17 protein-coding genes are annotated in these 18,555 nt (G+C 53.4%); 12 read left to right on the plus strand and 5 right to left on the minus strand.

Annotated features, from left to right (window positions below; genetic code table 11):
* Nucleotides 1-193: 193 nt before the first annotated feature.
* The 9 genes from OLG56_RS15305 to rihA all read left to right on the plus strand — a co-directional run bounded on the left by OLG56_RS15305 (nucleotide 194) and on the right by rihA (nucleotide 8,918).
* Entirely contained in the window at nucleotides 194-1,240 is a 1,047-nt protein-coding gene (locus tag OLG56_RS15305; RefSeq protein WP_207011577.1) for a PhoH family protein, read from the plus strand.
* Nucleotides 1,237-1,710, plus strand: a complete 474-nt coding sequence (gene ybeY / locus OLG56_RS15310; RefSeq protein WP_000084477.1) for an rRNA maturation RNase YbeY — start codon at nucleotides 1,237-1,239, stop codon at nucleotides 1,708-1,710. The genes OLG56_RS15305 and ybeY overlap by 4 nt, the downstream gene beginning before the upstream one ends.
* 157 nt (nucleotides 1,711-1,867) lie before the next feature.
* A complete protein-coding gene (gene corC / locus OLG56_RS15315; protein ID WP_001278612.1) occupies nucleotides 1,868-2,746 on the plus strand; it encodes a CNNM family magnesium/cobalt transport protein CorC in 879 nt (292 codons plus the stop codon).
* A gap of 19 nt (nucleotides 2,747-2,765) precedes the next feature.
* On the plus strand, nucleotides 2,766-4,304 hold the full coding sequence (gene lnt, locus OLG56_RS15320; protein WP_061377260.1) for an apolipoprotein N-acyltransferase: 1,539 nt from the start codon (nucleotides 2,766-2,768) through the stop codon (nucleotides 4,302-4,304).
* 354 nt (nucleotides 4,305-4,658) lie between these two features.
* The gene (locus tag OLG56_RS15325; RefSeq protein ID WP_001518176.1) at nucleotides 4,659-5,567 is read left to right on the plus strand and encodes an amino acid ABC transporter substrate-binding protein; all 909 of its coding nucleotides are present in this window, start codon (nucleotides 4,659-4,661) and stop codon (nucleotides 5,565-5,567) included.
* Between the two features lie 159 nt (nucleotides 5,568-5,726).
* Nucleotides 5,727-6,467: a glutamate/aspartate ABC transporter permease GltJ gene (gltJ, locus tag OLG56_RS15330; RefSeq protein ID WP_000020930.1), complete on the plus strand. Its 741-nt coding sequence runs from the start codon at nucleotides 5,727-5,729 to the stop codon at nucleotides 6,465-6,467.
* The gene (gene gltK, locus OLG56_RS15335) at nucleotides 6,467-7,141 is read left to right on the plus strand and encodes a glutamate/aspartate ABC transporter permease GltK (protein ID WP_000272799.1); all 675 of its coding nucleotides are present in this window, start codon (nucleotides 6,467-6,469) and stop codon (nucleotides 7,139-7,141) included. The genes gltJ and gltK overlap by 1 nt, the downstream gene beginning before the upstream one ends.
* Complete coding sequence (gene gltL / locus OLG56_RS15340; protein ID WP_000631369.1) at nucleotides 7,141-7,866, plus strand: glutamate/aspartate ABC transporter ATP-binding protein GltL; 726 nt, start codon at nucleotides 7,141-7,143, stop codon at nucleotides 7,864-7,866. Before gltK ends, gltL begins: the two co-directional genes overlap by 1 nt.
* Nucleotides 7,867-7,982: 116 nt before the next feature.
* Complete coding sequence (gene rihA / locus OLG56_RS15345) at nucleotides 7,983-8,918, plus strand: pyrimidine-specific ribonucleoside hydrolase RihA (protein WP_023213791.1); 936 nt, start codon at nucleotides 7,983-7,985, stop codon at nucleotides 8,916-8,918.
* An 85-nt stretch (nucleotides 8,919-9,003) separates the two neighbouring features.
* Here the strand turns inward: rihA and OLG56_RS15350 are convergent, their stop codons facing one another.
* The 5 genes from OLG56_RS15350 to OLG56_RS15370 all read right to left on the minus strand — a co-directional run bounded on the left by OLG56_RS15350 (nucleotide 9,004) and on the right by OLG56_RS15370 (nucleotide 14,099).
* Nucleotides 9,004-9,477, minus strand: a complete 474-nt coding sequence (locus tag OLG56_RS15350; protein WP_001044886.1) for a zinc ribbon-containing protein — start codon at nucleotides 9,475-9,477, stop codon at nucleotides 9,004-9,006.
* 92 nt (nucleotides 9,478-9,569) lie between these two features.
* Nucleotides 9,570-11,498 carry a sigma-54 interaction domain-containing protein gene (locus OLG56_RS15355; protein ID WP_001044186.1) on the minus strand — a complete coding sequence of 643 codons (1,929 nt, stop codon included), beginning with the start codon at nucleotides 11,496-11,498 and terminating at the stop codon, nucleotides 9,570-9,572.
* Between the two features lie 67 nt (nucleotides 11,499-11,565).
* On the minus strand, nucleotides 11,566-12,519 hold the full coding sequence (locus OLG56_RS15360) for a 2-keto-3-deoxygluconate permease (RefSeq protein WP_000694477.1): 954 nt from the start codon (nucleotides 12,517-12,519) through the stop codon (nucleotides 11,566-11,568).
* Between the two features lie 49 nt (nucleotides 12,520-12,568).
* On the minus strand, nucleotides 12,569-13,741 hold the full coding sequence (locus OLG56_RS15365) for a UxaA family hydrolase (RefSeq protein ID WP_001562318.1): 1,173 nt from the start codon (nucleotides 13,739-13,741) through the stop codon (nucleotides 12,569-12,571).
* A gap of 16 nt (nucleotides 13,742-13,757) precedes the next feature.
* On the minus strand, nucleotides 13,758-14,099 hold the full coding sequence (locus OLG56_RS15370; protein WP_001574029.1) for a UxaA family hydrolase: 342 nt from the start codon (nucleotides 14,097-14,099) through the stop codon (nucleotides 13,758-13,760).
* A 236-nt stretch (nucleotides 14,100-14,335) separates the two neighbouring features.
* Between OLG56_RS15370 and leuS the strand changes: the two genes are divergently transcribed.
* Genes leuS through holA form a run of 3 tightly spaced genes read left to right on the plus strand, consistent with a single transcriptional unit; the run spans nucleotide 14,336 to nucleotide 18,554 of the window.
* Nucleotides 14,336-16,918, plus strand: coding sequence for a leucine--tRNA ligase (gene leuS / locus OLG56_RS15375; RefSeq protein ID WP_001157916.1), 2,583 nt, complete (start codon nucleotides 14,336-14,338; stop codon nucleotides 16,916-16,918).
* Nucleotides 16,919-16,932: 14 nt separating this feature from the next.
* Nucleotides 16,933-17,523: an LPS assembly lipoprotein LptE gene (gene lptE, locus OLG56_RS15380; protein WP_001269950.1), complete on the plus strand. Its 591-nt coding sequence runs from the start codon at nucleotides 16,933-16,935 to the stop codon at nucleotides 17,521-17,523.
* Complete coding sequence (holA, locus tag OLG56_RS15385) at nucleotides 17,523-18,554, plus strand: DNA polymerase III subunit delta (RefSeq protein WP_000620491.1); 1,032 nt, start codon at nucleotides 17,523-17,525, stop codon at nucleotides 18,552-18,554. Before lptE ends, holA begins: the two co-directional genes overlap by 1 nt.
* Nucleotide 18,555 lies beyond the last annotated feature (1 nt).

Raw genomic sequence — 18,555 nt, forward strand, 5'->3', positions numbered from 1 at the left:
AGGCAATAATGCCCGATGGCGCTACGCCTGTCGGGCTTCCTGGTCATGGCCTGTCGCCCGACGGGCCTTGCAATTTTCTCTCTTCATCCCCATCTTCATTGCAATGCTTGCGCCTTTTCCCTATGGCGTGAATAATTTCCTTAGATGCCGGTAAATGTTCAGCGTCCGGCGATACAGATACAAGAGGAACAGTTTGAATATAGACACTCGCGAAATTACCCTTGAGCCCGCAGACAACGCCCGTCTGTTGAGCCTTTGCGGGCCGTTTGATGACAATATTAAACAGCTCGAACGTCGTCTCGGTATTGAAATCAACCGCCGTGACAATCACTTTAAACTGACCGGTCGTCCGATTTGCGTGACCGCGGCGACAGATATTTTGCGAAGGCTGTATGTCGATACCGCACCGATGCGCGGCCAGACTCAGGATATCGAACCGGAACAAATTCATCTGGCGATCAAAGAAGCGCGGGTGCTGGAACAGAGCGCGGAAAGCGTGCCTGACTATGGCAAAGCGATTAATATCAAAACCAAGCGCGGCGTGATTAAACCGCGTACCCCGAACCAGGCGCAGTACATCGCCAATATTCTCGATCACGATATTACCTTTGGCGTCGGCCCGGCGGGTACCGGTAAAACTTATCTTGCGGTCGCTGCTGCGGTAGACGCCCTTGAGCGCCAGGAGATTCGCCGTATTCTGCTGACCCGTCCGGCGGTGGAAGCGGGCGAAAAACTCGGCTTTCTGCCAGGCGATTTAAGTCAGAAAGTGGACCCGTACCTGCGTCCGCTGTATGACGCGTTGTTCGAAATGCTCGGCTTTGAAAAAGTCGAGAAGCTGATTGAACGCAATGTGATTGAAGTCGCGCCGCTGGCCTATATGCGCGGACGCACATTAAACGACGCCTTTATCATTCTGGATGAAAGCCAGAACACCACTATCGAACAGATGAAGATGTTCCTGACGCGTATCGGCTTTAACTCGAAAGCGGTGATCACCGGCGACGTGACGCAGATTGACCTGCCACGCAACACCAAATCCGGCTTGCGTCATGCCATTGAAGTGCTGGCGGAAGTCGATGAAATCAGCTTTAACTTCTTCCACAGCGAAGACGTGGTGCGCCATCCGGTCGTTGCCCGCATTGTTAACGCCTATGAAGCCTGGGAAGAGGCAGAACAAAAACGCAAAGCGGCGTTGGCGGCAGAGCGTAAGCGTGAAGCCCAGGAGCAGGAACAGAAATGAGCCAGGTGATCCTCGATTTACAGTTGGCCTGTGAAAACCACGCGGGCCTGCCGGATGAAGCTCAGTTTCAACGCTGGCTGGACGGCGTTATTCCGCAGTTTCAGGAAGAGGCGGAAGTCACAATCCGTCTGGTGGATGAGGCCGAAAGCCACGACCTTAATTTGACGTACCGCGGGAAAGATAAACCCACTAATGTTCTCTCCTTCCCGTTTGAAGCGCCCCCCGGCATTGAAATGCCGCTACTGGGCGATCTGATTATTTGCCGTCAGGTCGTGGAGCAGGAAGCGCAAGAACAGAGCAAGCCGCTGGAGGCGCACTGGGCGCACATGGTCGTGCACGGTAGCCTGCATTTGCTGGGTTACGATCATATCGACGATGACGAAGCGGAAGAGATGGAGTCTCTCGAAACGGAGATTATGCTTGCTATGGGCTATGAGGATCCGTACATTGCCGAGAAGATTGCAGAATAGTAGCTTGCCGGATGGCGGCGCTTGCGCCTTATCCGGCCTACATTCATGCCTTTTGTAGCCCTGATAAGCGTAGCGCCATCAGGCAAAACATGCCGTCACAGCTGAGTATACGCATGACGAGCTTTGTATTAACTAACATGAGAACCCATACGACGCCATGAGCGACGACAATTCACACAGTAGTGACACAGTAAACAGTAAAAAGGGATTTTTTTCCCTGCTACTCAGCCAGCTTTTCCACGGGGAACCTAAAAACCGTGATGAGTTGCTGGCGCTGATCCGTGATTCCGGGCAGAACGAGCTTATCGATGAAGATACGCGCGATATGCTCGAAGGCGTAATGGACATCGCCGACCAGCGCGTTCGCGATATTATGATCCCGCGCTCCCAGATGATTACCCTGAAACGCAACCAGACGCTGGACGAATGTCTCGATGTTATCATCGAGTCCGCCCACTCGCGTTTTCCGGTGATCAGCGAAGATAAAGATCACATTGAAGGGATTCTGATGGCCAAAGATTTGCTGCCGTTTATGCGCAGCGATGCCGAAGCCTTCAGCATGGACAAAGTGTTACGCCCCGCGGTTGTCGTACCGGAAAGCAAACGGGTTGACCGTATGCTCAAGGAATTCCGCTCCCAGCGCTACCATATGGCCATCGTTATCGATGAGTTTGGCGGCGTTTCCGGCCTGGTGACTATCGAAGACATCCTCGAACTGATTGTCGGTGAAATTGAAGATGAGTATGACGAAGAAGACGATATCGACTTCCGTCAGCTTAGCCGCCATACCTGGACGATTCGCGCGCTGGCGTCGATTGAAGACTTCAATGACGCTTTCGGCACCCACTTCAGCGATGAAGAGGTCGATACCATCGGCGGGCTGGTGATGCAGGCGTTCGGCCATTTACCGGCCCGCGGCGAAACCATTGACATTGATGGTTACCAGTTCAAAGTGGCGATGGCCGATAGTCGTCGTATTATTCAGGTGCATGTCAGGATCCCGGATGACTCGCCCCAGCCAAAACTGGACGAATAACAGCAATAGTGGACTAAAAATGGCATTTGCCTCGTTAATTGAACGCCAGCGTATTCGCCTGCTGCTGGCGTTATTATTCGGCGCCTGCGGAACACTGGCTTTCTCTCCGTATGACGTCTGGCCCGCAGCGATAGTGTCGCTTATCGGGCTGCAGGCCTTAACGTTTAATCGCCGCCCGCTCCAGTCTGCCGCCATCGGCTATTGCTGGGGACTCGGACTTTTCGGTAGCGGGATTAACTGGGTTTATGTCAGTATCGCGCAGTTTGGCGGCATGCCGGGCCCGGTTAACGTTTTTCTGGTGGTGCTGCTTGCAGCTTATCTCTCGCTGTATACCGGACTGTTTGCCGGGATTTTGTCGCGCCTGTGGCCAAAAACCAACTGGCTGCGCGTCGCTATCGCCGCGCCTGCAATATGGCAAATCACCGAATTTTTACGCGGCTGGGTGCTGACCGGCTTCCCCTGGCTGCAATTTGGCTATAGTCAGGTCGACGGCCCGCTAAAAGGCCTGGCGCCGGTAATGGGCGTCGAAGCGATCAACTTTCTGCTGATGATGATCAGCGGCCTGTTAGCGCTGGCACTGGCGACGCGGAACTGGCGTCCGCTGGCTGTCGCCGTGATTCTGTTTGCTTTGCCCTTTCCGCTACGTTATATCCAGTGGTTTACGCTGGAACCGGCCAAAGCGACCCAGGTATCGCTGGTGCAGGGCGATATCCCGCAGTCGCTGAAGTGGGACGAAAACCAGCTACTGAATACGCTAAAAATTTATCTCAACGAAACTCGCCCAGAGTTAGGCAAATCACAGATTATTATCTGGCCTGAGTCGGCGATTCCGGATCTCGAAATCAATCAGCAGCCTTTCCTTAGTTCGCTGGACGAGATGTTACGCGAAAAAAATAGCACGCTGATCACCGGTATTGTCGATGCGCGTCTCAATAAACAGAATCGATACGACACCTACAATACGATTATTACGTTGGGCAAGGATAATCCATACAGTTATGACTCGCCCAATCGCTACAATAAAAATCACCTTGTACCCTTTGGCGAGTTCGTTCCGCTGGAGTCTATCCTGCGTCCGCTGGCGCCGTTCTTCGATCTGCCCATGTCCTCCTTTAGCCGCGGCCCTTATATCCAGCCGCAGTTACATGCGCACGACTATAAGCTGACGGCGGCAATCTGTTATGAAATTATTCTTGGCGAACAGGTGCGGGATAACTTCCGCCCGGACACCGACTATCTGCTGACGATTTCTAACGACGCCTGGTTTGGTAAGTCCATTGGCCCGTGGCAACATTTCCAGATGGCGCGGATGCGTTCGCTGGAGCTGGCGCGTCCGTTACTGCGCAGTACTAATAACGGTATTACGGCGGTGATTGGCCCGCAGGGCGAAATTCAGGCGATGATCCCGCAGTTCACACGCCAGGTACTGACCACCCACGTCACGCCAACCACGGGGTTAACTCCCTATGCTCGTACCGGCAACTGGCCGCTATGGGTACTGACCGCGCTGTTTGCTTTTGGCGCGGTAGTGATGAGTCTGCGACAACGACGGAAATAATATCTCCCCAGGCCGGATAGCGCTTCATTTATCTGGCCTGAAAATCCTCCTTTTCCCCCCATTCTGGCACGTCTATTGCTTTGTTAAACATGGCAAACCTGTTCTGGCTGCTTGTGCAACCTGGTCGCACCAAAATCGATCATCGGTAGCACCTGAACGGTGCAATGTAGGATTTTTGCCTCTGAACGGTGCGGCGCACTTCGCAAAAATAAACAATATCGCAGCAAAATATTTACAACAAGCCACACTAAATGTTAACAAACACACATAACACTGCACGCGCAAGTTGCAGGCAATAACAACATCACAATAGCTATCAATGCGTCGACGGCGCAGATGATAAAGGAGTTGGATATGCAATTACGTAAGCTAACCACAGCAATGCTGGTCATGGGACTGTCTGCGGGCCTTGCGCACGCAGAAGATGGCGCGCCTGCCGCTGGTAGCACCCTGGACAAGATCGCTAAAAATGGCGTGATCGTCGTCGGGCATCGCGAATCTTCTGTGCCCTTTTCTTATTACGACAACCAGCAGAAAGTGGTCGGCTATTCCCAGGACTACTCCAACGCCATTGTGGAAGCGGTAAAAAAGAAACTTAACAAGCCGGATCTGCAGGTGAAGCTGATTCCGATCACCTCGCAAAACCGTATTCCGCTGTTGCAAAACGGAACCTTCGATTTTGAATGTGGTTCAACGACTAACAACCTTGAGCGCCAGAAACAGGCCGCCTTCTCCGATACGATTTTCGTCGTCGGGACGCGACTGCTGACTAAAAAAGGCGGCGATATTAAAGATTTCCCGGATCTGAAAGGCAAAGCGGTCGTCGTCACCTCCGGGACGACCTCTGAAATTCTGCTGCATAAGCTTAACGAAGAGCAAAAGATGGGGATGCGTATTATTAGCGCGAAAGACCACGGTGACTCGTTCCGCACCCTGGAAAGCGGTCGCGCCGTCGCCTTTATGATGGATGACGCGCTGCTGGCCGGCGAGCGCGCCAAAGCCAAGAAACCGGATAACTGGGAGATTGTCGGTAAACCGCAGTCCCAGGAAGCCTACGGCTGTATGCTGCGTAAAAACGACCCTGAGTTTAAAAAGTTGATGGACGATACCATCGCTCAGGCGCAAACCTCCGGCGAAGCGGAAAAGTGGTTTGATAAGTGGTTTAAAAATCCGATCCCACCGAAAAACCTGAACATGAATTTCGAGTTGTCTGACGAGATGAAAGCCCTGTTCAAAGCACCGAATGATAAAGCGCTTAACTAACTAAAACTAAATGGGACGGGACTCCTGTCCTCTCGATTGTCGCTCAGCACGGACAGACTATAAGCCTGATGGTCGTTCCCCCTCGGGCCTGAAACCGCAAATCGCCGGGCAACAATCTTCGAGGGTAGCACTGCTACCCTTTTTTTTCGGAGTAGATGTATGTCAATAGACTGGAACTGGGGTATTTTTTTACAGGAAGCCCCCTTCGGCAATACCACCTATCTCGGCTGGCTATGGAGTGGTTTTCAGGTCACCGTAGCCCTTTCGATTACCGCCTGGATTATCGCTTTCCTGGTAGGATCTATTTTCGGCATTTTACGTACCGTTCCCAACCGTTTCCTCTCCGGACTGGGCACATTGTACGTAGAACTGTTCCGTAACGTGCCGCTGATCGTGCAATTCTTCACCTGGTACCTGGTGGTGCCTGAACTGTTGCCGGAAGATCTTGGCATGTGGTTTAAGGCGGAACTCGATCCCAATATTCAGTTTTTCCTCTCCTCAATGATCTGTCTGGGACTGTTTACCGCCGCCCGCGTTTGCGAACAGGTGCGCGCCGCGATTCAGTCTCTGCCTCGCGGGCAGAAGAACGCGGCGCTGGCGATGGGGCTAACGCTGCCGCAGGCTTATCGCTATGTCCTGCTACCGAATGCCTATCGCGTTATCGTGCCGCCAATGACGTCAGAGATGATGAACCTGGTGAAAAACTCGGCTATTGCCTCAACCATCGGCCTGGTGGATATGGCGGCGCAGGCAGGCAAACTGTTGGATTACTCGGCGCACGCCTGGGAATCTTTCACCGCCATTACGCTGGCCTATGTGCTGATTAACGCCGTTATCATGCTGGTCATGAGCCTGGTTGAACGCAAAGTCCGCCTGCCGGGCAACGTGGGGAGCAAATAATGTACGAATTTGACTGGAGTTCGATTATCCCCTCACTGCCTTACCTGCTGGCCGGGTTGGTCATCACGCTGAAAATCACCGTCACCGCCGTTGTCGTGGGGATAGTCTGGGGAACCATTCTGGCCGTCATGCGCCTCTCAAGCTTCGCCCCTATCGCCTGGTTTGCTAAAGCGTATGTTAACGTTTTCCGTTCCATCCCGTTGGTCATGGTCTTGCTGTGGTTCTATCTGATTGTCCCCGGCTTTTTGCAAAACGTGCTGGGACTATCGCCGAAAACCGATATCCGCCTGATCTCCGCGATGGTGGCATTCTCCATGTTTGAAGCGGCCTACTATTCCGAGATTATTCGCGCCGGTATTCAAAGTATTTCCCGCGGGCAGTCCAGCGCCGCGCTGGCGCTGGGGATGACCCACTGGCAATCGATGAAGCTCATTATTCTGCCGCAGGCGTTTCGGGCGATGGTGCCGCTGTTGCTTACGCAGGGCATCGTGCTATTTCAGGACACCTCTTTAGTTTATGTACTCAGCCTGGCGGACTTCTTCCGCACCGCGTCGACTATCGGCGAGCGTGACGGTACTCAGGTCGAAATGATTCTGTTCGCCGGCGCCGTTTATTTTGTTATCAGCCTGAGCGCGTCGTTGCTGGTCAGCTATTTGAAGAAAAGGACAGTTTAATGATTACCCTGAAAAATGTTTCAAAATGGTATGGTCACTTTCAGGTGCTGACCGATTGTTCAACAGAAGTGAAAAAAGGTGAGGTGGTGGTAGTCTGCGGGCCATCGGGTTCCGGTAAATCCACGCTAATTAAGACCGTCAACGGTCTGGAACCGGTGCAAAAAGGCGAAATTACCGTTAACGGCATTATTGTGAACGACAAAAAAACCGATCTGGCGAAACTGCGTTCCCGCGTGGGCATGGTATTCCAGCACTTCGAGCTGTTTCCCCATCTGTCGATCATCGAAAACCTGACGCTGGCGCAGGTGAAAGTGCTGAAACGCGATAAAGCCGCCGCCCGCGATAAAGGCCTGAAGCTGCTGGAGCGCGTTGGTCTGTCTGCACATGCCAACAAGTTCCCGGCGCAGCTTTCCGGCGGTCAGCAGCAGCGTGTCGCCATCGCCCGTGCGCTATGTATGGACCCCATTGCCATGTTATTCGATGAACCGACTTCCGCACTCGATCCGGAAATGATCAACGAGGTACTGGACGTGATGGTCGAACTGGCGAACGAAGGGATGACCATGATGGTGGTGACGCACGAAATGGGCTTTGCCCGTAAAGTGGCTAACCGGGTGATCTTTATGGATGAAGGTAAAATCGTCGAAGATTCGCCAAAAGAGGAGTTCTTCGCTAACCCCAGTTCCGATCGCGCAAAAGACTTCCTTGCGAAAATCCTGCACTAATCTTCCCGGCGCGCACGTCAGAGTGCGCGCTATCTCACGCTTTACCGCTTCGCTTCTCGAAACGTATCCAGCCGGGCGTTAACCTTGTCACAAAGTACCGCTTACAAGGAGCCACAATGGCACTGCCCATTATTATTGATTGCGATCCGGGTCATGATGACGCGATCGCCCTCGTTCTCGCCCTCGCCTCCCCTGAACTGGAAGTGAAAGCGATCACTTCTTCCGCCGGCAACCAGACGCCGGAGAAGACCCTGCGCAACGTGCTGCGGATGCTGACACTGCTCAAACGCCCGGATATTCCGGTGGCGGGCGGCGCGGTGAAACCTCTCATGCGCGAACTGATTATCGCCGATAACGTTCACGGCGAAAGCGGTCTTGACGGCCCGGCGCTGCCCGAACCGTCATTCGCCCCGCAAAGCTGCACTGCCGTTGAGCTGATGGCAAAAACACTGCGCGAGAGCTCACAGCCAGTCACCATCGTCTCCACTGGCCCACAGACCAACGTGGCGCTGCTGCTGAATAGCCATCCTGAACTGCATACGAAAATCGCCCGCATTGTGATCATGGGCGGCGCGATGGCGCTGGGTAACTGGACGCCTGCTGCGGAATTTAATATTTACGTCGACCCGGAGGCCGCCGAAATTGTCTTCCAGTCAGGCATTCCGGTGGTGATGACCGGGCTGGACGTCACGCATAAGGCACAGATTCACGCCGCCGATATCGAACGCTTTCGCGCTATTGGCAACCCGATTTCCACCATCGTCGCCGAACTGCTGGACTTCTTTATGGAGTACCACAAAGACGAAAAATGGGGATTTGTCGGCGCGCCGCTGCATGACCCATGCACCATCGCCTGGCTGCTGAAACCGGAGATTTTCACCACCGTTGAGCGTTGGGTTGGCGTGGAAACTCAGGGGAAATACACCCAGGGGATGACGGTGGTGGATTATTATTTCCTGACGGGGAATAAGCCGAATGCAACGGTGATGGTCGATGTAGACCGCCAGGGATTTGTCGATTTGCTGGCGGAACGGCTGAAGTTTTACGCGTAATATTTGCCGGATGGCAGCTTCGCCATATCCGGCCTACGTGAACGATTTTTGGTAGGCCGGATAAGACGCACCGGCGCTCTTCCTCTCACGGCTCAAACGGTCTTCTCTGAAACTGGTCGTGCCCACACTTCGGGCAGCGCGGCAGCACATCCGGCGTATAAACCGCCAGGTGATAATGACACTTCTCGCACACCAGATTCCCCAATCCCACCACTTCGCCACTGTGATACACGCCGTGGTGATTCAAATCCTGAAACACCTCGCGCCATTCCAGCTGGGTTTTGTCGGTAATGTCCGCCAGTTCCTGCCAGAGACTCTCTTTAATCACCCGCAAGAAGACGCTATCTTCCTGGCTCTCTTCGTAGCTCATGGCGAACTCTTCCAGATCGCGTCTGACAGCGCGCGTCAGTTCGTCCACCTCGGTTCGCGTTAACTCCCCTGTTTGCATCACGCGCTGGCGCGCCTGCTCCACCAGCGCATCAATGTCGCGCTCGCCATTGCGTAAACGCTCGCTTAATGAGGCCACCAGTTCACGGTAATATTGAGCAACCTTGTTCATCACTTCACCTCTTGGATCGTTAACTGTCTATAATAATAGACGTTATTTGCGTTACGCTTTGCAAGGCTGCCCACAGAGTCTGTAAATTCTTGTCAGGCCGACTCACGTATCCAGCGCGTCAGCGAGGTACGATCGACATTTAATCGTTTCGCCACTAACGATTTATTATCCCTTTCCGCCTCTAATAATTTTCTCAAAATACGCAGGCGAATCGTTTTATAATCGCCAGCCAGCATCTGGCAGTCGTGGCAGGTACTTGGCTCGCGTCGGCTCCCCTCTTCCAGATCGTCCAGCAAGAGGCGGCCCTCATCCAGCGTTGCCGGGGAGTGATCAATAGAGAGCACCAGCCGTTCGATAATATTGCTTAACTGCCTGACGTTTCCGGGCCAGGCGAAGCGCTGAAGCTCTTGCCACAACGCCGGGGTTAACGTTAGTGCCGGGCGTTTATAATGCTGGCTGAAACTGGTAAGCAGCGACAGGCCGATGGCTTTGATATCCTCCGGACGTTTGCGTAGCGGGATGGTGGTCACTTTTAATACGTTAAGCCGATAGTAAAGATCTTCGCGAAATGTCCCGTCCGCAATGAGCTTCGTTAATGTCTGATTGGTCGCTGCAATCACGCGAATATCAACAGGTATCATCTGGTCTGAGCCCAGCCGCATAATCTGCCGCTCCTGCAATACCCGTAATAAGCGCGTCTGTAGCGGTTTATCCAGTTCGCTAATCTCATCCAAAAAAATGGTACCGTGGTGCGCTAATTCAAACAGGCCTATTTTGCCTTTCGGCGACGCGCCGGTAAATGCGCCGGCGACATAGCCAAAGAGTTCGCTCTCCAGAATCTGAGGGGCCATCGCGCCGCAGTTAATGGCGACAAACGGGCCGTTAACGCGTTGGCTGGCATTATGAATACTTTGCGCCAGCACCTCTTTCCCCGTCCCGCTTTCGCCATTAATTAAGATAGTCGCGTCCGTACCGGCATAATTTTTAATGATCGCCAGACGACGCAGCATTTCCGGGTTTTCGGTAAGCAGATCGTCGAAATGATAGCGGGCGCTCAAGCCGCGGCGAGACAGTTCCTGGCGGCGAACATGATGTTCCGCCCCCTGTAAACTGGAGACGGTTTGCATCGTCAACACTACCCGGCTTAACTGTCTGGCCGCAAATACCGGATACAGATTAACCACCATCGCGCCTTGCGGCGTATCGACGACTTTCGCGCTGACGGTTTTTCCCTCGCGTAATGTATGCCGCTCCTGGTGCAATACCTGTTTCAGGAAAGACGCGTCATAAATTTCACCGGAGGCGTTAACTTTAAAAAGTTGGCTCGCATATTTATTGTAATGCAGTAACGCGCCGGTATCATCAAGCGTGATAACAGCTTTATCAAACTGATCGAGAATCAGCTGCAGATGATGGCGCTCCAGTAATTGGCTGCGAAAAGCCAGATATAATGAGCGGGCTTCTTCCAGAGCTTCGGTTATTGAGGCGGGGCTGGAATCAAGTAAACGGAATTGCGAGCCCAGCGGTGAAAAATAATCCTGACAAACGGTATCGCCAACAATGCAATCTAATGGCGTGGACGCTAATTGCCGCTTCAGGCAAGAAATCGTTTCTTTATCATTTCCCTGTAAGGTAAAAATTTTATAGTTAATATTTAACTGTTCCGCTACGCGCGCGCATCCTTTGATCACACTGGAAAAGCCGACAATACCGACAGTGCCTTTTTGTCCTTTAAAAGGGATAAGCGCATCAAGAATGTCGTAGCCGGACATTTTAATTTCGACTACCGGTAATTTACTGTGCTTTTTTAATATTTCCGCACAGCCGCCACGACTAATCAGTACCTGGTGCCCACGGGACTCTAATAAAGGTAGCTCATCCAGGATACGATTAAGCGTCGTTTGATGAATAGTGACGGCGTAATCCAACTGCGCGACCAGCGCCTCGGCAGCCTTTGCCAGTTGAGGGTAAGGAGAGACAAAACAGAGAGGAGATGCGGCTATATCTTTCGTCTTATTCATCACTCACCATCCTGTTGGTTTATGAACGGGCGAGACCGCCCGTCGTGATTTATTTTCCGCCGAAACGCTAACCGCCTGCGGCGGCTGGGTTCAGTTTACGATCGTAGCGTTTTTTTATCCATACGGTCAGGAAGGGGGCGCACAGAGCGGTAATAATCGTCGAGGCCGCCACCTGCGCCGCCGCCGTCGACGCCAGGTCGGTAAAATGCGGATCGAGCAGCGCGATTGCCGCTGGCGTCGCGACGGCGTTGCCAGAGGTAGTGGATACCGCCGCACCTGCCACGCCGCTGCCTCCCGTCAGACGATCGGCGAAAATATTAAAAAATCCGCCAATCGCCACCGTCATGAGTCCCAGTAAAATGCCTGAAGAACCTGCCGTGATAAGTCTTGCGAAATCAATACCGTATCCTAACCCAAAGGCAAAAAAGGGAATCGTTACCACGCTGCCCTGTTTAAGAAACTTGCGCATGTCCTCATCCAGATTACCCAAAATCATGCCAATGATAATGGGAATAATAACCGCCACCAGATTCATAAAGGGTATCGACACCATGCCTGCCGACCCTAACGCCAGCATGGTGAAAAAGGGACCATCGTTCAACGATATTACCGCAATCGCGCCGCCGTCGGTTTCATCGCCGTACTCCCCCACCAACGCGGCATATAACCCACTGTTCGAGTTGGTCATCGCCGAAATAATCGCTAAAGCCGACAGACCTAATAACCCATCCGGGCCGCAAAATTTTCCGACCAGAATGCCAATAATCACGCCGCTGGCAAATTTCGCAAAGGTGATCGCAGCGCCTTTTTTCAGCGCTTTCGGCGCGGCTTTAAACTGGATATCCGCGCCCATACAGACTAAAAACATGCCTAAAATCGCCATTGCGCCATGCGAAATAGAGGTGACAAAACCGCCTATTTCCAGCGCCTCCGGCGCAAAAGTTTTAAACAATGCGCCGATGATTAGCGGTACAACCATCATACCACCAGGAAAACGTTCCAGTGTTTTTTTAATTTTCATAGCTTATTCCCAGGAGATAACCGGACAGCTGGTGCTGCCCGATTTGGTATCAGAACGTCGGCGCGATCTTATAAATAGAGAATTCGTTATGACCTAAATCTTCTGATTTAGTCGTTTTCCCATTCGCGACGCGTAAAATTTCCTGATAAATTTCCTCGCCCATTTGCGTAATAGAAGCCTCGCCAGACATAATGGCGGACACATCAATATCAATATTGTCCTGCATCATTTCCCACGTTGCTTTATTACCCGTAATTTTTATTACCGGCGCTATTGGGTTACCGGCAGGCGTTCCGCGACCGGTAGTAAAAATAACGATCTGCGCTCCACCCGCCACCATGCCGGAAATAGATTCAATATCCTGCCCCGGGGTATCCATAATCCACAGGCCCGGATGCGTTGGTCTATCGGCATATTCCAGTACGCCCTGTAGCGGCGCATGACCCGCTTTATGCATACAGCCTAACGATTTTTCTTCAATGGTAGTCAACCCGCCTTTAATATTGCCCGGCGTCGGCTGTCCCCCGCGAATATCCTCGCCCAGCGCTTTTGCTCGCACCTCGCAGCCGACCACTAAATCAATGAGCTGTTGACCAACCTCCGGCGTCACCGCACGTTTCGCCATCACATGCTCGGCGCCAATAAATTCCGTCGTTTCAGAAAGAATTGAGCTTCCGCCGCAGCGTATCAGCTTATCCGAGGCAACCCCGCAGGAAGGGTTAGACGCCAGCCCCGATGTCGTATCTGACCCGCCGCACTCCATCGCCAGCAGCAGCTCGCTAACCGGTGCTTGCTGCGGTTTTTGCATGGAGAGTTGTTGCGCATAGTCGCGGGCCAGCGAAATTCCCCTGGCCTGACATTTAAGCGTGCCGCCCTCTTCCTGAATGGTAATGCAGGAGGTCGGTTTGCCAAATGCGGTAATCTCCTCTGCGATGCGTAGCGGCTCCGCGCCTTCACAGCCTAAGCCCACAACCACAATAGCGCCGACGTTGGGATTATTCGCCACATTAATCAATGTTTTTTCCGTCAGACGCGCATCGCCTGCCACCTGGCAGCAGCCAAAATCGTTATTCACCCATGTCGCGCCTTTTACCTGCCGGGCAATATCCTGGGCGACTTTATTCGCACAAACGCTGGTAGGTAAAATCAGTACATAATTACGGATGCCAAAACGGCCGTCAGGGCGGCGGAAACCCAAAAAAGTCTCATTGCTCATAATCATTTTCCCTTGTTTTATATTATTTCCAGTCACCACGTCCGCGTTCGCTTTCCACATTGTGGACGTGCACATAGTCGCCACTTTTTATTTCCTGAGTGGCGCGGCCAATGGATTCGCCATATTTATAGACTTCGCCATGAAAAGGCACATCGCAGATGGCGAATTTGTGGCCAAATGGCACATCCTGATGTAACACAACGCTTATCTCGCGTTCGCCAATGAACATTGTGGCGGTTTCGCCGGCCTTGAGCGCCGTAATAGCCGTCGCGACGCAATCCTGAGGGTGAATCACCACTGCATTTTTTTTCACGATTAACTCCTTTGCTTTAGTCCTGTCTTCCCTAATCAAAAGGCGTGCCATTTTTTAACTGCATGGTTTATATGACTTTATTTTTATGGGCCGATCTGGCGGTGACAGGAACTGCGGTAATTTGCCTCAGTCGTGTCGCATTTTGCGTCACCTCCTCATGAACGCCTGGCGCGACAAATGTTCTACCCCCTGTTTTGACGTGCGTGTTTGGGCTATGCTATGCGGATCTAAACACCACCTCTAAAGCTACATTTGTAGCTGTATCGAAAACAGGACTACTGGCTGCCATGCAAGAGCAATACCGCCCGGAAGAGATAGAATCCAAAGTACAGCTTCACTGGGATGAGAAGCGCACATTTGAAGTGACCGAAGACGAGAGCAAAGAGAAGTATTACTGCCTGTCGATGCTTCCCTATCCTTCTGGCCGACTACACATGGGCCACGTACGTAACTACACCATCGGCGACGTGGTTGCCCGCTACCAGCGTATGCTGGGCAAAAACGTGCTGCAGCCAATCGGCTGGGACGCCTTCGGCCTGCCGGCGGAAGGCGCGGCGGTAAAGAACAACACCGCGCCGGCGCCGTGGACGTACGACAACATCGCGTACATGAAAAACCAGCTCAAAACGCTGGGTTTTGGTTATGACTGGAGCCGTGAAATCGCGACCTGCACCCCGGAATACTACCGTTGGGAACAGAAGTTCTTCACCGAGCTGTATAAAAAAGGCCTGGTGTACAAGAAGACTTCTGCCGTTAACTGGTGCCCGAACGATCAGACCGTTCTCGCCAACGAACAGGTGATCGACGGCTGCTGCTGGCGTTGCGACACCAAAGTTGAGCGTAAAGAGATCCCACAGTGGTTTATCAAAATCACCGCTTACGCAGACGAGCTGTTGCGCGATCTGGATAAGCTGGACCACTGGCCTGATACCGTAAAAACGATGCAGCGCAACTGGATTGGCCGCTCTGAAGGCGTGGAAATCACCTTCGATGTGAAGGGTTACGATAACACCCTGACCGTCTATACCACCCGTCCGGATACCTTTATGGGCGCCACTTACCTGGCGGTGGCCGCCGGTCATCCGCTGGCGCAAAAAGCGGCGGCGAACAACGCCGAGCTGGCGGCGTTCATCGACGAATGCCGTAACACCAAAGTGGCCGAAGCCGAAATGGCGACCATGGAGAAAAAAGGCGTCGACACCGGCTATAAAGCGATTCATCCGTTAACTGGCGAAGAGATCCCGGTCTGGGCGGCAAACTTTGTCCTGATGGAGTACGGCACTGGCGCGGTGATGGCCGTTCCGGGTCACGATCAGCGCGACTACGAATTTGCCTCCAAATACGGTTTGACCATCAAGCCGGTGATTCTGGCCGCCGACGGTTCCGAGCCGGATCTTTCCGAACAGGCGCTGACCGAAAAAGGCGTGCTGTTTAACTCCGGTGAGTTCGACGGTCTGGCCTTTGAAGCGGCGTTTAACGCCATTGCCGATAAACTGGCGGAAAAAGGCGTCGGCGAACGTAAAGTGAACTACCGTCTGCGTGACTGGGGCGTTTCCCGTCAGCGTTACTGGGGCGCGCCGATCCCGATGGTCACCCTGGAAGACGGCACCGTGCTGCCGACGCCGGAAGATCAACTGCCGGTTATTTTGCCGGAAGATGTCGTCATGGACGGCATCACCAGCCCGATCAAGGCCGATCCTGAGTGGGCGAAAACCACCGTTAACGGTATGCCGGCGCTGCGTGAAACCGACACCTTCGACACCTTTATGGAATCGTCATGGTACTACGCGCGTTACACCTGCCCGCAGTATCAGGAAGGAATGCTGGATTCGAAAGCGGCAAACTACTGGCTGCCGGTCGACATCTACATCGGCGGTATTGAACATGCCATCATGCACCTGCTCTACTTCCGCTTCTTCCATAAGCTGATGCGCGATGCCGGCATGGTCACCTCTGACGAGCCGGCTAAACAGTTGCTGTGCCAGGGCATGGTACTGGCGGATGCGTTCTATTATGTCGGCGAGAACGGCGAACGTAACTGGGTTTCGCCAGTTGACGCTATCGTCGAGCGCGATGAAAAAGGCCGCATCGTCAAAGCAAAAGACGCAGCGGGTCATGAGCTGGTCTACACTGGCATGAGTAAAATGTCCAAGTCGAAAAATAACGGTATCGACCCGCAGGTAATGGTTGAACGTTATGGCGCGGACACGGTACGCCTGTTTATGATGTTCGCTTCTCCGGCGGATATGACTCTGGAATGGCAGGAGTCCGGCGTAGAAGGCGCCAACCGCTTTATTAAACGCGTCTGGAAGCTGGTTTACGAACACACCGCTAAAGGTCCTGTCGCGGCGCTGAACGTCGATGCGCTGAGCGAAGATCAAAAAGCGCTGCGTCGCGATGTGCATAAAACCATTGCCAAAGTGACCGATGATATCGGCCGCCGTCAGACGTTCAACACCGCCATTGCGGCGATCATGGAGTTGATGAACAAACTGGCGAAAGCCCCGCAGGAAGGCGAACAAGACCGCGCACTGCTTCAGGAAGCGCTGCAGGCCGTCGTGCGTATGCTTAACCCGTTCACCCCGCACGTCTGCTTTACCTTGTGGCAGGAACTGGGTGGCGAAGGCGATATCGACAACGCGCCGTGGCCGGTTGCCGACGAGCAGGCAATGGTGGAAAACACCACGCTGGTTGTCGTGCAGGTTAACGGTAAAGTTCGCGGTAAGATCACCGTTGCGGTGGATGCCACCGAAGAACAGGTGCGTGAACGTGCAGGCCAGGAACATCTGGTGGCAAAATATCTTGATGGCGTTACCGTGCGTAAAGTGATTTACGTTCCGGGTAAACTCCTCAATCTGGTTGTTGGCTAAGCGCGGGAGGAAGCGTGCGATATCTGGTAACACTGTTGTTATCTCTGGCGGTGCTGGTCACCGCCGGATGCGGCTGGCATCTGCGTAGCACTACGCAGGTTCCGGCTTCAATGAAAACGATGATCCTCGATTCCGGCGATCCGAACGGTCCGCTAAGTCGTGCGGTACGTAATCAGTTACGGCTGAATAACGTAAACCTGCTTGATAAAGACACAACGCGCAAAGACGTTCCGTCTCTGCGGCTTGGAACGGTGACTATTTCGCAGGATACGGCGTCAGTGTTCCAGGACGGCCAGACGGCGGAATATCAGATGGTGATGACCGTCAATGCCTCGGTATTGATTCCGGGCCATGACATCTATCCTATCAGCACGAAAGTGTACCGTTCGTTCTTCGATAACCCGCAGATGGCGTTGGCGAAGGATAACGAGCAGGCCATGATCGTTCAGGAGATGTACGACAAAGCCGCTGAACAGCTGATTCGTAAGCTGACCAGCGTCCGCGCGGCGGATATTCAGGCGACGAAAGAGGAGGCTACCGCCGACAATGAGACGGCGGCGCCCGCCTCTACGCCAGCACGCGTCTCCACTACGCTGAGTAACTAATGATCAGGTTGTATCCTGAACAACTCCGCGCGCAGCTCAACGAAGGGCTGCGTGCGGCATATTTATTATTGGGCAACGATCCGCTGCTGCTGCAGGAAAGTCAGGACGCTATTCGTCTGGCGGCTGCGTCGCAAGGCTTCGAAGAGCACCACGCTTTTACTCTCGATCCCAGTACCGACTGGGGATCGCTTTTCTCACTCTGCCAGGCGATGAGTCTGTTCGCCAGTCGTCAAACGCTGGTGCTGCAACTGCCGGAAAACGGGCCTAACGCGGCAATGAATGAGCAACTCGCCACGCTGAGCGAGCTGCTGCATGACGACCTGTTATTAATAGTACGCGGAAACAAGCTCACCAAAGCGCAGGAAAACGCCGCCTGGTATACCGCGCTGGCAGACCGTAGCGTTCAGGTCAGTTGTCAAACGCCGGAGCAGGCGCAGCTTCCCCGCTGGGTTGCCGCCAGAGCGAAAGCACAGAATTTGCAACTGGATGACGCCGCGAACCAACTGCTGTGCTATTGCTATGAGGGCAATCTGTTGGCGCTGGCGCAGGCGCTGGAACGGCTGTCGCTGCTTTGGCCTGACGGTAAGTTAACGCTTCCTCGCGTGGAGCAGGCCGTCAATGACGCCGCCCACTTTACCCCTTTCCACTGGGTGGATGCGTTACTGATGGGGAAAAGCAAACGCGCGCTGCATATTCTGCAACAGCTACGCCTTGAAGGCAGCGAGCCGGTCATTCTGCTGCGGACCCTCCAGCGAGAGTTGCTGCTACTGGTCAATCTCAAACGTCAGTCCGCGCATACGCCGTTACGCGCGCTGTTTGATAAACACCGGGTCTGGCAAAACCGTCGCCCCATGATCGGCGACGCGTTGCAGCGTCTCCATCCTGCACAGCTTCGCCAGGCCGTGCAGTTACTGACGCGTACAGAAATTACGCTCAAACAGGATTATGGTCAGTCAGTATGGGCAGATCTTGAAGGGCTGTCGCTCCTGCTCTGCCATAAGGCGCTGGCAGACGTATTTATTGATGGGTGAT

It is taken from the genome of Salmonella sp. 2018103 (assembly GCF_026247685.1).
Lineage (GTDB): Bacteria > Pseudomonadota > Gammaproteobacteria > Enterobacterales > Enterobacteriaceae > Salmonella > Salmonella enterica.